General features: G+C 43.5%; 15 protein-coding genes. 8 read left to right on the top strand and 7 right to left on the bottom strand.

Translation table 11 applies throughout. The features are described from left to right. Positions 1-48 precede the first annotated feature (48 nt). From ACH97_RS01805 to mnhG, 7 genes are read left to right on the top strand one after another with little or no spacing between them, the layout of a single operon-like run. Positions 49-2,451 (top strand): Na+/H+ antiporter subunit A, encoded by a 2,403-nt coding sequence (locus ACH97_RS01805; protein WP_020452784.1) that lies wholly within the window; start codon positions 49-51, stop codon positions 2,449-2,451. Beyond that, entirely contained in the window at positions 2,448-2,879 is a 432-nt protein-coding gene (locus ACH97_RS01800; RefSeq protein WP_003184834.1) for a Na(+)/H(+) antiporter subunit B, read from the top strand. Before ACH97_RS01805 ends, ACH97_RS01800 begins: the two co-directional genes overlap by 4 nt. Then, on the top strand, positions 2,879-3,220 hold the full coding sequence (locus ACH97_RS01795) for a Na(+)/H(+) antiporter subunit C (RefSeq protein WP_020452785.1): 342 nt from the start codon (positions 2,879-2,881) through the stop codon (positions 3,218-3,220). The genes ACH97_RS01800 and ACH97_RS01795 overlap by 1 nt, the downstream gene beginning before the upstream one ends. After that, the gene (locus ACH97_RS01790; RefSeq protein ID WP_020452786.1) at positions 3,213-4,691 is read left to right on the top strand and encodes a Na+/H+ antiporter subunit D; all 1,479 of its coding nucleotides are present in this window, start codon (positions 3,213-3,215) and stop codon (positions 4,689-4,691) included. The genes ACH97_RS01795 and ACH97_RS01790 overlap by 8 nt, the downstream gene beginning before the upstream one ends. A gap of 5 nt (positions 4,692-4,696) precedes the next feature. Further along, positions 4,697-5,173 (top strand): Na+/H+ antiporter subunit E, encoded by a 477-nt coding sequence (locus ACH97_RS01785; protein ID WP_020452787.1) that lies wholly within the window; start codon positions 4,697-4,699, stop codon positions 5,171-5,173. Further along, the gene (locus ACH97_RS01780) at positions 5,173-5,457 is read left to right on the top strand and encodes a Na(+)/H(+) antiporter subunit F1 (RefSeq protein WP_003184842.1); all 285 of its coding nucleotides are present in this window, start codon (positions 5,173-5,175) and stop codon (positions 5,455-5,457) included. Before ACH97_RS01785 ends, ACH97_RS01780 begins: the two co-directional genes overlap by 1 nt. Next, positions 5,441-5,815, top strand: coding sequence for a monovalent cation/H(+) antiporter subunit G (mnhG, locus tag ACH97_RS01775; RefSeq protein WP_023856153.1), 375 nt, complete (start codon positions 5,441-5,443; stop codon positions 5,813-5,815). Before ACH97_RS01780 ends, mnhG begins: the two co-directional genes overlap by 17 nt. Before the next feature lie 36 nt (positions 5,816-5,851). On the opposite strand, the gene ACH97_RS01770 is transcribed toward mnhG, so the two are convergent. The 6 genes from ACH97_RS01770 to degQ all read right to left on the bottom strand — a co-directional run bounded on the left by ACH97_RS01770 (position 5,852) and on the right by degQ (position 10,699). After that, positions 5,852-6,241 (bottom strand): hotdog fold thioesterase, encoded by a 390-nt coding sequence (locus ACH97_RS01770; protein ID WP_009329508.1) that lies wholly within the window; start codon positions 6,239-6,241, stop codon positions 5,852-5,854. Positions 6,242-6,257: 16 nt separating this feature from the next. Further along, a complete protein-coding gene (gene comA / locus ACH97_RS01765) occupies positions 6,258-6,896 on the bottom strand; it encodes a two-component system response regulator ComA (RefSeq protein WP_003184849.1) in 639 nt (212 codons plus the stop codon). An 86-nt stretch (positions 6,897-6,982) separates the two neighbouring features. Then, the gene (locus ACH97_RS01760) at positions 6,983-9,298 is read right to left on the bottom strand and encodes a sensor histidine kinase (protein ID WP_020452789.1); all 2,316 of its coding nucleotides are present in this window, start codon (positions 9,296-9,298) and stop codon (positions 6,983-6,985) included. 20 nt (positions 9,299-9,318) lie between these two features. Then, positions 9,319-9,489, bottom strand: a complete 171-nt coding sequence (gene comX / locus ACH97_RS01755; protein ID WP_020452790.1) for a competence pheromone ComX — start codon at positions 9,487-9,489, stop codon at positions 9,319-9,321. Beyond that, positions 9,461-10,372 (bottom strand): polyprenyl synthetase family protein, encoded by a 912-nt coding sequence (locus ACH97_RS01750; protein WP_020452791.1) that lies wholly within the window; start codon positions 10,370-10,372, stop codon positions 9,461-9,463. The genes comX and ACH97_RS01750 overlap by 29 nt, the downstream gene beginning before the upstream one ends. A 186-nt stretch (positions 10,373-10,558) precedes the next feature. Then, positions 10,559-10,699, bottom strand: coding sequence for a degradation enzyme regulation protein DegQ (gene degQ, locus ACH97_RS01745; RefSeq protein WP_003184860.1), 141 nt, complete (start codon positions 10,697-10,699; stop codon positions 10,559-10,561). A gap of 485 nt (positions 10,700-11,184) precedes the next feature. On the opposite strand from degQ, the gene ACH97_RS01740 reads away from it, so the two are divergent. Beyond that, complete coding sequence (locus ACH97_RS01740) at positions 11,185-11,532, top strand: YuzC family spore coat inner layer protein (RefSeq protein WP_223254849.1); 348 nt, start codon at positions 11,185-11,187, stop codon at positions 11,530-11,532. A 42-nt stretch (positions 11,533-11,574) separates the two neighbouring features. On the opposite strand, the gene ACH97_RS01735 is transcribed toward ACH97_RS01740, so the two are convergent. Next, the gene (locus ACH97_RS01735; protein WP_020452793.1) at positions 11,575-12,795 is read right to left on the bottom strand and encodes an EAL and HDOD domain-containing protein; all 1,221 of its coding nucleotides are present in this window, start codon (positions 12,793-12,795) and stop codon (positions 11,575-11,577) included. Between the last annotated feature and the right edge of the window lie 44 nt (positions 12,796-12,839).

Here is a 12,839-nt window from a genome sequence, read left to right as displayed (position 1 = left end):
AGTATGGAACAGAATGTATTTATACATGCTACTTTAAGGGAGGTTAATATGACGGCTTTACATATTGCAATTTTATCGCCTTTTGCACTCGCCTTTTTGATTCCGCTATTGGCGAAAAACGTCAGAAAGATTCATACAGGCTGGTTTGTCCTGGTTCTTCCTATTCTATTATTTATTTATTTTTTCCGCATGATCAACATGACGGCGGATGGCGGAACATTAAAGGCTGTACTGGAATGGATTCCGTCTTTTGGCATTAACTTTACCGCATACGTTGACGGACTCGGATTGCTATTCGCCCTTCTGATTACAGGGATAGGGTCTTTGGTTGTCCTTTACAGCATCTATTATCTATCTAAAGAAAGAGAGCAGCTCGGACCGTTTTACGTTTATCTGCTCATGTTCATGGGGGCAATGCTCGGCGTTGTTCTCGTTGATAACGTCATTGTACTTTATTTATTTTGGGAATTGACCAGCATATCGTCTTTTTTGCTCATCGGCTATTGGTACAAGCGGGAAAAATCAAGATACGGCGCGACGAAATCGATGCTTATCACCATTTTCGGCGGTCTTTCCATGCTTGGAGGCTTCATTCTTCTTTACACGATTACGGGTTCATTCTCGATCAGAGAAATGATCAACCAAGTTGATTTAATTTCGGGTCACGGCTTTTTCATTCCGGCTCTCGTGCTGGTGTTAATCGGAGCCTTCACTAAATCTGCGCAGTTCCCTTTTTACATCTGGCTTCCGGACGCGATGGAAGCACCAACGCCTGTAAGTGCTTACCTGCACTCCGCCACGATGGTAAAAGCGGGAATTTATATCGTTGCAAGATTCACCCCTGTGTTCGCTTTTTCCGGGGAGTGGTTTTGGATCGTGTCCCTCACGGGGATTGTCACACTTTTCTGGGGTTCATTCAACGCCGTCAAGCAGACTGATCTGAAATCGATACTTGCCTTTTCTACGGTCAGCCAGCTCGGAATGATCATGTCGATGCTCGGCGTCGGATCCGCAGCTCTGCACTATCAAAATTTTGAATACTATATGGTTGCAGTAATCGCCGCCGTTTTTCACCTGATCAACCATGCGACATTCAAAGGCAGCCTGTTCATGGCGGTCGGAATCATCGATCATGAAACGGGAACGAGGGATATCCGCAAGCTCGGCGGACTGATGACGATCATGCCGATTACGTTTACGATTACGCTGATCGGCGCATTTTCAATGGCTGGTCTGCCGCCGTTCAACGGCTTTTTGAGCAAGGAAATGTTTTTCACCAGCATGCTCAGGATTACGAACTTTAACTTGTATAACGCCGACACATGGAGTTTTCTGCTTCCTGTTCTGGCTTGGATCGGAAGCGTGTTTACGTTCATTTACTGCATGGTTCTGCTGTTTAAAACGTTCGGGGGGAAATATCAGCCCGAAAAACTTGAAAAACAAGCGCATGAGGCTCCACTCGGTATGCTGATTTCGCCGATTGTCCTCGTCTCTCTCGTGTTGATTTTTTTCTTTTTCCCGAACATTCTGTCATACAGCATCATTGAACCTGCTGCATCGTCGATTATGCCGACCCTTTTGGACGGGGACGAAAAATTCAAGGTTCATATTTACATGTGGCACGGCTTTTCACCTGAACTCTACATGACAATCGGCGTCGTTGCTCTCGGAGTTCTCGCCTATTTGACCTTGTCAAAATGGCGGAAGGTCTACGGCCTCTTCCCGGAAAAACTGACGCTCAACAAACTGTACGACAGCTCGCTGTCTGGACTTGAAAAAGGCTCCAACAAGATTACAAGAACATATATGACCGGGTTTCTTCGCGATTATCTCGTCTATGTTTTTGTCTTCTTTATCGTGATCATCGGCGGATCGCTCGCTGTTACCGGAGGCTTTTCCTACGATGTGAAAGGCAATGCTTCAATCGGCATCTATGAGCTTGTGCTGTCAGCCGTCATGATTGCCGCAACATTTACCACCGTTTTCGCAAGATCAAGACTGACGGCGATTATCGGGCTCGGCGTCATCGGCTACACACTCGCGCTGTTCTTCGTCATTTTCAGAGCGCCGGATCTCGCGCTGACGCAGCTGATCATTGAAACGATTTCAGTCGCATTGTTCCTGCTTTGCTTCTATCATTTGCCGAAGCTCAGATTCAAGCCGAAGTCGGCTAAGTTCAGGGTCACAAATGCGCTTGTCTCGGTCGGGGTCGGAACTGTTGTGACGCTGCTCGCACTTTCTGCAAACAGCCAGCGCTCCCTTGAAAGCATCGCATCGTATTTTATTGAAAACAGCTATAAACTCGCAGGCGGCCACAATATCGTCAACGTGATATTGGTCGACTTCAGGGGATTTGATACATTGTTTGAAATTACCGTACTTGTCATAGCCGCTTTAGGAATATACGGCATGATCAGGCTCAGAATGGGGAAAGGAGGGGAAGAGCATTGAAAAAGGTTCAGACGAATGATGTGATCCTGCAAACCGTTACAAAGATTGCATCCTTTATCATTCTGCTCTTTTCTTTCCATCTGTTTTTTGCCGGCCATAATAACCCGGGCGGCGGTTTTATCGGCGGATTGATGACGGCGTCTTCGCTCGTCCTTCTGCTGCTTGCCTATGATTTAAAAACGGTGCAGAACATTTTGCCCGTCAACTTTATCTATGTGGCAGCCGTCGGCTTATTCATTTCCGTTTCAACCGGAATCGGCTCATTTTTATTCGGCGCTCAGTTTCTTTCCCACGCGTTTGATTACTTTAATCTTCCGCTCTTGGGGAAAACGGAGCTTGCCACCGCGGTATTGTTTGATATCGGGGTTTATCTCGTAGTGGTCGGCGTGACCATGACCATTATTCAGACGATTGGGGAGAGAGAATAATGGAGATTTTAATGTCTTTTATTGTAGGAATTTTGTTTATGGCGGCGACATATCTCTTGCTTTCAAAAAGCCTTCTGAGGGTGATTATCGGAACTGCCGTTCTCAGCCATGGCGTCCACCTGCTTTTGCTGACAATGGGAGGATTAAAAAAAGGAGCGCCTCCCATTTTAAATGAAGAGTCGTCAACCTATGTCGACCCTCTCCCTCAGGCGTTGATTTTAACGGCGATCGTCATTGCTTTCGGGGTCACCTCGTTTCTCCTGGTCATGGCTTTCCGCGCCTACCAAGAGCTGAAAATGGATGATATGGATCAAATGAGGGGAAATGATCAACATGAATAATCTTGTAATTCTGCCAATACTGATTCCTTTAATGGCCGCAGTTCTGCTCATCTTTATGAACAAGTCGATCGTGCTGATGCGTGCATTCAGCGCCATATCTTCCATTGCGGCGATCGCGGCGGCCGCTGTTCTTGTGCAGACCGTCTATACGGACGGAATCCAGACCTTATATCTCGGCGGGTGGAAGCCGCCGTTCGGGATCAGCCTTGTCGCTGATCAATTCGCCAGCCTTCTGGCGTTAACGACAGCCATTATCGGATTTCTGACGGTTCTTTATTCGTTTCGCTCCATCGGCGAAAAACGCGAGCGTTTCTTTTATTATCCCGCGGTCCAGTTCCTGCTTGCCGGAGTTAGCGGCGCTTTCTTAACCGGGGATTTGTTTAACCTGTTCGTATTTTTTGAGGTTCTCCTGATGGCTTCGTATGTGCTGATCGTCATTGGCGGCACGAAGATCCAGCTGCGGGAATCTCTGAAGTACATCGTCTTTAACATTATCTCTTCCGCCCTCTTTGTCATCGGAGTCGCTTATTTATATGCGGTGACGGGCACATTAAACATGGCGGATTTGAGCGTTCGGATCAGTGAATCGGGCCAAACCGGGCTGATCACGGTCATCGCTGTTTTATTTTTGATCGTCTTCGGTTTAAAAGGCGGCATTTTCCCGCTGTATTTCTGGATGCCTGGTTCTTATTATGCGCCGCCTGCCGCTGTGTCCGCACTGTTTGGCGCACTTCTGACCAAAGTCGGCCTGTACGCGATCACAAGGGTGTTTACATTAATTTTCACCCAAGACGCGGCTTTTACTCATCAATTAATGGTCTGGCTTGCGGCCCTTACGATCATCTTCGGTGTCATCGGCTCGATCGCCTACTGGGATGTTCAAAAAATCATTATCTACAATATTGTGACTGCGGTCGGTGTGATCTTATTCGGTATCGCCGCCAATACGCCGGCTTCGATCGAAGGATCTGTCTACTATCTGATTCATGACATGATCATTAAAGGAGCGCTGTTTATGCTTGGCGGAGCGCTGTTTGCTCTGACAGGGACAAACAACCTGAAAAAAATGAGCGGCCTGATCAAAAACCATCCGGTGCTCGGCTGGATGGTTATGATTTCAGCTGTTTCATTGGCAGGGGTCCCTCCTTTCAGCGGATTCATCGGCAAGCTGAAAATTGCAGAGGGCGGCTTTCTAAGCGGTGAATTCGTGATTACGCTGCTGATGCTTTTATCCAGTCTGCTCGTCTTGTATTCCATCATGAAAATATTTATCAACGGCTTCTGGGGGGATGAACAGGAAGATGCTCCGGCCAAAAGACCGCTAAAAGGCTATATGTATCCGGCAGCGGTACTGCTCTTTCTGTCGCTTGCCATCGGACTCGGAACCGAGCTTATCGCGCCGTATTTCCATCAGGCGGCTGATACGCTCGTCAACCCCGAAAAATATATTGAAGCCGTTTTGAAGGAGTAGATCGCATGGCATTACAAATATTGTTGAACTTTATTCTTGCGTTGTGCTGGATGTTTCTGAACAATGACTATACCGCTGCCGGGCTTGTCGTCGGTTATGTGATCGGATTATTCTCGCTCTTTCTGATGAGGCGTTTTTTCCGCCGCCGCTTTTACTTGATTAACATTTGGGCGATCATTAAACTGCTTTTTATTTTTATTAAAGAGCTCGTTCTCGCAAACGTCAGCGTATTAAAGACGATCTTATCCCCAAGGTTAAAAAATAAGCCCGGCATCTTCGCCTTCAAGACAGACCTTAAAGCGGACTGGGAAATCACGACATTGGCGAACCTGATTACGCTGACACCGGGCACATTGGTTGTTGATATCTCTGATGACCGTTCGATTCTTTATATTCATGCGGTCGATATCGATGATGCTGAGAAAGCTATCAGTGATATCCGCATTTCGTTTGAAGAGGCCATTAAGGAGGTAAGCCGCTGATGTTTGAATTTATTTTGCAATTGTCACTCGGCATTTTGGCGGTCTCCACTTTTCTGTATGTCCTGAGGGTCATTAAAGGGCCGAGCATCCCGGACAGAGTGGTGGCGCTTGATGCGATCGGCATCAACCTGATCGGAATTACGGCTCTCGTGTCCATCTTGTTAAATACGACAGCATATTTGGAGGTCATCCTTTTGATCGGTATTCTGGCCTTTATCGGCACCGTCGCATTTTCTAAATTCCTTGAGAAAGGAGAGATTATCGAAAATGATCGAAGCCGCTAAATTGCTTATCGCCGTCTTGGTCCTTCTTGGCGCACTGATATCGTTAGCCGCTTCCTTTGGAACGCTGCGGCTGCCTGACGTATACTCAAGAATCCACGCCGCTTCTAAAGGAGCGACATTGGGGATCATCAGCGTGCTGCTCGGCGTATTCTTTTACTTCTGGTTTCTGCACGGCTTCATTACGGCCAAAGTGCTGCTCGGTATCGTCTTTGTATTTCTGACGTCTCCTGTAGGCGCCCACCTGATCGCAAGGGCCGCCTATAACACCGGCGTAAAAATGGAAAAGAAAAGCGTACAGGACGATTATGAAGGCAACAGAAATTTTCTGATTAAAAAGAAGGAAGATTCCTATTTATAAAAAGAAAACTCGCCCTAAAAGGCGAGTTTTTTTGGTTTACGATGAAGGGCGGCTGATGACCGCCATCGTGCACCTGGACGTGCAAATCAGGCTGTCTTGCTCATCGCGTATTTCAATTTGAAACACCATTGTTGATTTGCCTACATGCAGAGGCGTTGCGACCGCTTTAACCGTTCCGTCTTTCACCGATTTAATATGGTTGGCGTTGATCTCAAGCCCGAAGCATGCCTGCTCTTTTGGATCGATATGCTGATATGCCCCGATGCTTGCCACCGTTTCAGCAAGCGCAACGGACGCACCTCCATGCAGATAACCGAATGGCTGACGCGTTCTTTCGTCGACAGGCATGACCGCAACACACCGCTCTTTGCTGCATTCCTTCAACTCGATTCCCAACGCTTCAAGAAGTGTATGTTTCGTTTCCATTACAATCGTCCCTTCATCAAAGTACGCCTTCAGATTTCGCGATTAAAACAGCCTCTGTCCGTGATCCTACATTCAGTTTGCTGAATACGGAAGTCAGACTGTATTCGATCGACCGCTTGCTTAAATGAAGCGCATCAGCGATTTCCTGATTTGTATAGCCTTTTTCGACTTCTTTTAAGATCAGGCATTCCCTTTCAGTCAAAAGATCGTGCTGGGTCTGCTGGCTGTTTGACTTCGATTTTTGCTGTGTAATCAGCTGCTTGAAATAATCATAATCGACGACAATTTTATTATCCAGTACCTGATATATGTACTCTATAATCTTTTCCTTCGATTCCGTTTTGCTGATGGCGCCGTGCATGCCGGAACGAATCGCCTCTTCAAAATAATCTTCGACTTCATAGCCTGTGTAAACGATAATTTTGCATGATGAACACGTCTCAAGGATTTTCTTAGATAGGTCCATGCCGTTGATTTCACCCAAATTTAAATCCATTAAGATCAGGTCATACGCAGAAAAATCATGCTTCTTGAGAAATTGTTCGCTGGCTTCAGGGCTGAGGCAATCGACAACAAAGTCCTGGTTCGTTTCAAGAATTGCCTTCGTCCCCTCCATGACAGCCGGATGATCATCGATCACAAGTAATCTTCTCATAATTTCCTCCCTTTTGCGTAACCTTGCCCTATCACCATTTTATAGAAAAAACTTGGCGGATGCCAAGCAAAAATGTTAACTAAACATTACAATTCCATTTCAATGGCGACCCTGAAGCCTTTCCCTTCTGCTGTCTGTATATCCAGACTGCCGTTCAGCGCGCGGACTCGCTCGCGAATACCCGACAGCCCCATGCTTGCGCTGTTTTGATAAAGCTTGTCCGGATCAAAACCGATGCCGTCATCTTCATAATGAAGAACAACTTTTTCTTTTATGCAGACAAGCATAATCAAAACCTCATTAGCTTTCGAGTGTTTAACCGCATTGCTTAAAAGCTCCTGCACAATTCTGTACAAATTCAGCTGCGTGTCCAGGTCGAGCACCTTTGAGAACCTTTCCGTATTGAGGCGGATCTTATCGATCGATGAGGACTCCTGATGCTGTGCCGCCAGTTTCGAAAGGGCTTTGACCAGTCCGAGATCGTACAACAGCTGCGGCCTCAGCTCCTGACACGTTTCCCTTGTCGTCTGGATGACGGTGGACATTTGCTCATTCATATTGATGAGCCTTTGCCTGATTTGATTCGTACAGACTTTATCTTTTTCAAAATCAGCCAGAAACATCTCGCTTTGATGCTTCAAGGAAATCATGTCCTGCAGCACAGAATCATGAAGATCACGGGCCAAATCAGATCTCTGCTTCTCTTCAATCGCAAACATCAATTTATTCAGCCACGCCGGATTCGGCCCTTCTTTTTTCACATGTTCCAGATGCTCCATCAGCTCGCCGATTTTCAAGACGTTTTCCAGGGAAACACTCGTATAAAACGCCAGCGTCTCAAGCCACGAAATCTCATCGCGCGTCAGCCTAGGCGTATTTAAAACCGACAAACACAGCATGACATAAGAAGTCCCGCCCCGTTCACCGATCTTAATCAAAAATCCGCGGTCGACTTCGACGATTTTGCCGATGTCGGTGATGACCTTGGTTACTTCTTGTTCGTACGGGATCCACGGTTTTTCTTCTGCATCATTCTCTAGCATCGATACCGATCCATCGTTTTTTACTTTGAGCATATAAATATTATTAACAAGAAGCACGTCCAAAACGATTTGTTTTAACTCCATTAAAACTTGATTTAAAGACGTAAATGTTCGAATGGTTTGAGTAAATTTAAAAATACTATCCTGGTAGTTAAATTTTTCTGAAAAGCGCTTTAGCCGAAAGCGAAAATCAATAATTTCTTTTAAATAGAAAACGCCTACCATGATAAGATATGTAAAGATTGTAACCTGTACTGTGAAAAATTCTCCTTCTTGATGCTTAACAATGGCTAAAATAGTAATAATTAAAGAAGTTGGAATTATCGCTAAAAAACTATAATATTTCAATCGACCAATTAAAAATTCAATATCATATATTTTATTAGACATAAATTGATATACCAAAGATAAAGGAATCAGCAACAGAAACGGGGACACAACAATGGCCGAGAAAATATAATCGCCAAAGACCAGCATAGGAAGTACATAGAAAAACAAAAAAGGTACCAATGCAATGAAGTTCATCAACATTAATATTTTCAATAAGTAGGACTGTTGAGAATACTTGAATTTAATTAAGGCATATGTAATCAGAATAAAAACAATAACCGTCGAAATAAAGAACGACAATAAGTTAATACTTTTTAGAATACTTCCCTCAAATTCAAATAAGTATAAACCAGCTTCAAGTATGAGGTTTATAAATGGTATTAAATAAAGTAAAAAAACTTTATTACTGAAAAATGTTTTCCCTATCTCTTTAAAGTATCGATAAATAAAATGTAAGTAGCTAGTTGGAACAGCTAAAAAAGTAAGTATATTTACAAATCTACTGAAAGTGTCACCTCTTGCAACTGCGCCTGCACTAACATAAGCTATAGAAGTAATAAGCAGAAATAGGACTAATAAAAATGCTGAGAAAAGATTTTTAGATTTGTTTACTTTAAAAATAAAATACACACAAATTAAACATAAAAAGTAAAAGATCAACGGAATGATAAATATAAAAAAACTGTCATAACTGACTAAATCCAAATATATCAGAGAATCATTCTCAAATACTTTCCCATTTCTTTCAATTGTTAACGTTAAAACGTTTGACAATGTATATTCCTTATCTTTTTTAAATGGAACCTGCTGCCCATTTATTCTATGAATGATATCTCCTTCTTTTAATTCTGCATAATCAGCGGCTAAAGTGTGTTTTTTCACTTCCACAACTTCAAGACTGTATTCATCAAGATTTTTCACCTTTAACCCAACTAGATTATTATTAAAACTAAGATAGCAAACATAGAGAACATAAATAAAACTTAACAATATGAGAACTAGTGAAACCTTGTTATAATATGACTTCATTTAGAAATCCCTACTATTCATTATTTGAACCATAAATTAGGGTAAGGACCCCAACCTGCTTCAATTCTTTTAAAACCTTCAATTAAACTGAAAACTTGGTCTTTATCAACACCTATAAGACTGGCTTTGCCAGCAATAACCTGTTCCAACACTTCCGGGTGTTCAACCAAAAAACTCACGATCTCCTGCATAATACTCTCCTCGTAAAGACTCGTTTAAAAGCGCAGACATCAAACGTTCTTTTTCCATATCCCCCAACTCCAACTCCTCAATCCCCTTCTTAAATTTCTGAATAGCGAGCTGATTCATAACATACATATACTGAGTGACGCCTGCTGCTTTCAATTTCTCTTTATAGCATTTTATTTCTTTATCGGCAATTTTATCCTCAGTTTCAAATGTTTTTAATAAATCAATCGACGGCTGGTTAAATTTTCTTGACAAATATAAGTACGCAAGCGTCCGCTTTTTCTTGGCGATATCGCTTTTTGAATCATAAAAAAGTGCTTTATAATCATTTTCGATTTGTGAAGCAATGCCCAGCTGATATGCGTACTTCTCCACCGCCGGGTCAAATTTGCCCGTGGCAAGCATCGCCCCAAGCACGCATGGCAGAGCCGTCAGCGCCCCGGACTTACGCTTGATCATGTCAAGGCATTCATCTTCAGTGGCAGGCCGGTTACTGAGATCGTCATGCTGTCCCTGCATCGATTGAAGTATATATTCCATCAGTTTTTCAAAAAACACCGGTTCTTTCGACACCGAACTGATCACTTTAATGCTTATTGTATAAAGCGCAGTCGCCGCATTCATTGCGACTGAACGGTTTATTTTCATCCAAGGTTCATCGGGGCTGTCTTCATCCTCTAAATCATCGAATATATCAAACGCAAGAATCAAAAGTTCTATGCCCGCTCCAAGCGTTTCCGCCGCATCAGTGTCCGTGCCGCCGAAACTTTGGTAATGATAAAAAGCAAGCTCGCTGAAATGCAACTGGTCCTTTGCATCTAGAAAAGCGTGCAGCGTCCGATTTAAGTCCGCGTTGGGAATCTCAACGTCTATAAAATGATTCATTCTTTGCTTGATTTTACTGTGATCTAGACAAAAAAGCTTAGAGATGGTGCTCCCTCCTTTCTTAATATTTTACTAAATCAAATTCCCGATTGACAGAGCAATTTTTTTATTTAACAATTATATAATAATATATCCTTTTTTTGGATTTGTTTGCAAAAAAAAAAGACTTGTCTGAAACAAGTCTTTTTACGAGGTTTTTAGATATGTGTACTTATCGTATTGATCAATGCTTTTGTTAATCTTGCGCAAGGAGTCCTTTGTTTCTCTGATTTCATTCTCTAGCCGCCAAAGCAGTTGTTTTAATTCTTCAATTTGTTGCTTTTCCACCGATTCCACACTCCTTTTGGAAGATCAATCAATTTGTGTATAGTGAACGAGTCATAGGTATTTGATCTGTTAATACAAGTTTAAAGGGAATTGGTCTCTTTTTCACCGAAAAGTTGCATATAAATTCATGCGTTACACCGCAAACTTTAAATAGACCATAACACCCATTCTACACGACTTGCGATTAGTTCTCAATTCCTAATGAAACATAAAATTTTAGTTTGTTTTTAAAGGGATCAAATAAAGATCACTAATAAACCCCTTTAGCACCGCAAGTTCAGTTATTTTTTGTTCGTTTTGCGACATTGAGTCTAAAGTAATAACTAGCGGGGAATAGAAAAACTTGATTGTTCAAGGAACGCAGATCGGGTATGCACCACCGAAAAACACGCAATAGACCGACACGCATTTCGGCCCTTAAAAAAAACCGACCCTTCGCCTTACACCGCAAAAACCGCAATTTGACCCGTAAAAATTGAAACGAGGTGTTCATATTGCTTCCTTCTCATTGCTTTTGGATGCATCCATACCAACATATCCGCTGCCGGCAGGTCTATCCGGAAGTTGAAGCCAGCGCCTTTTCGCGTTCGGCAAAAGAAGCGGAGGGCTTGATGGCTGACGGACAAAGAATTTTAAGCAGGCTTTCAGCATCGCGTGCTTTGGCTCACCAAATCATGACGGCTGCCCAAAGCAACCAAAAAAATACCGTCCTTGCCCTGCTCAGACAAACTGGCGTCCGCAGCCAGCTTGATGCCTCTTTCGATCCCGACGGCATCCGCATCATGCTTATCAGCCCCCGCAGCAGAATATTCCTCCTCCTGCGTTGGTCTTAGCGCAAAAAAAATTCCGGTCCCTAAAAAGGAGCCGGAATTTTTTTATAAAAGTTTTTGACACCAATCAACGGCTTCAAGATAGCATTGATACGCTTCATCTTTTGTTAAGCCTTCTGTTTCTGGCGTGCTGTCTTCCCATTCGTTTCGCTCGATCGATTTTGCAAGCCGTAAGATTTTTCGATAATCGTTTTCTTTGCCGAGCAGTGCTTGTCCTACTTCGTCCGTCAGCGGCAGTTCGCTGATGACTTCCGCCAGTTCTTTGTGAAGCAGTGTATCGATAAATGAAAACATGCCTGTCAGCATATAAGAAGCCGGCTGAGGGCGATTCGTTTTTTTCGCCAGCAATTCGCAAAGCTTCGCGCGGATCAGCGAAATCTTGACGACTTCGTTCTTGCTGGAGTTTTGTTTTTTCGTTAAATCCTTAAATGAGAGGATGAAGATCCACCTTTTGATTTCTTTAAATCCGAGAAGCACGATAGCCTGGCGGATGCTTTTAATCTTTTGAATCGGCCGGTTGGCCGGAGAGTTCAACAGCTTCAGCAGCTGGTAGGAAAGCGACAAATCGCGTTCTATAATATTTGTGACGTTTTCAATATCAGGCTGATCTTCGCTTAATTCATGCAGCAGCTCATAGTAAGCATGGAAATGATATGTAATGTCCTGACCGTCAATCACAGCGGGCTCGCTGAAGAAATAGCCTTGAAACAGTTGAAATCCGTCTTTTACAGCCTGCTCATAATCCTTTCGCGTCTCCACTTTTTCAGCGAGGAACGTCAGACGGTGGTTCCGGCATGATCGAAGGATGCTCTGTCTTTCCTGCCGCGTCGTTTTGAAAAAATCGATCTTCAAAATATCAATGGATGCCAAAAGCTGATGGAGCAAGTCCCTCTCCACGCGATGCTTTAAACAAAAATCATCAAGGGCAATCGTGTAGCCGAGGCTTTTCAAATGCCTGCACCTTTCGATAAGCTCAGGGGTGATCGGCACATCTTCAAGGATTTCTACAACGAGCTGGTCCGGATCAAAATAAGTCGGCAGCCCTGATGCCAAAAGACCTTCGGTAAAATTCACGTAATACCTTTTGCCTTCTGTCAATTTATCGATTCCAATGTTTAAAAAGCTGTTAATCATCAATTCTGTTGTCGCTTGATCACCGTCAATACCGGAAAAAAAGTTTTTCTCGCTTTCTCTGTATAAAAGCTCGTATGCGACAACTTGTTCTTTTCTGTTGAATATTGGCTGTCTGGCAACGAATACCCTCATTCTTCTTCCCCCTAGCGACTGAGGTGCCTTCGCTTTTAAGTATA

The organism is Bacillus paralicheniformis (assembly GCF_001042485.2).
GTDB lineage: Bacteria > Bacillota > Bacilli > Bacillales > Bacillaceae > Bacillus > Bacillus paralicheniformis.
Note: the sequence above shows the minus strand (reverse complement) of the source record. Positions and strands in the feature narration are given on the sequence as shown.

Bases quoted from the DNA above. Each gene is read 5' to 3' on its own strand.
- ACH97_RS01805 (WP_020452784.1), top strand. From the start codon at position 49: ATGACGGCTTTACATATTGCAATTTTATCGCCTTTTGCACTCGCCTTT.
- ACH97_RS01795 (WP_020452785.1), top strand. From the start codon at position 2,879: ATGGAGATTTTAATGTCTTTTATTGTAGGAATTTTGTTTATGGCGGCG.
- ACH97_RS01790 (WP_020452786.1), top strand. From the start codon at position 3,213: ATGAATAATCTTGTAATTCTGCCAATACTGATTCCTTTAATGGCCGCA.
- ACH97_RS01785 (WP_020452787.1), top strand. From the start codon at position 4,697: ATGGCATTACAAATATTGTTGAACTTTATTCTTGCGTTGTGCTGGATG.
- ACH97_RS01780 (WP_003184842.1), top strand. From the start codon at position 5,173: ATGTTTGAATTTATTTTGCAATTGTCACTCGGCATTTTGGCGGTCTCC.
- mnhG (WP_023856153.1), top strand. From the start codon at position 5,441: ATGATCGAAGCCGCTAAATTGCTTATCGCCGTCTTGGTCCTTCTTGGC.
- ACH97_RS01770 (WP_009329508.1), bottom strand. From the start codon at position 6,241: ATGGAAACGAAACATACACTTCTTGAAGCGTTGGGAATCGAGTTGAAG.
- comA (WP_003184849.1), bottom strand. From the start codon at position 6,896: ATGAGAAGATTACTTGTGATCGATGATCATCCGGCTGTCATGGAGGGG.
- ACH97_RS01760 (WP_020452789.1), bottom strand. From the start codon at position 9,298: ATGAAGTCATATTATAACAAGGTTTCACTAGTTCTCATATTGTTAAGT.
- comX (WP_020452790.1), bottom strand. From the start codon at position 9,489: ATGCAGGAGATCGTGAGTTTTTTGGTTGAACACCCGGAAGTGTTGGAA.
- ACH97_RS01750 (WP_020452791.1), bottom strand. From the start codon at position 10,372: ATGAATCATTTTATAGACGTTGAGATTCCCAACGCGGACTTAAATCGG.
- ACH97_RS01735 (WP_020452793.1), bottom strand. From the start codon at position 12,795: ATGAGGGTATTCGTTGCCAGACAGCCAATATTCAACAGAAAAGAACAA.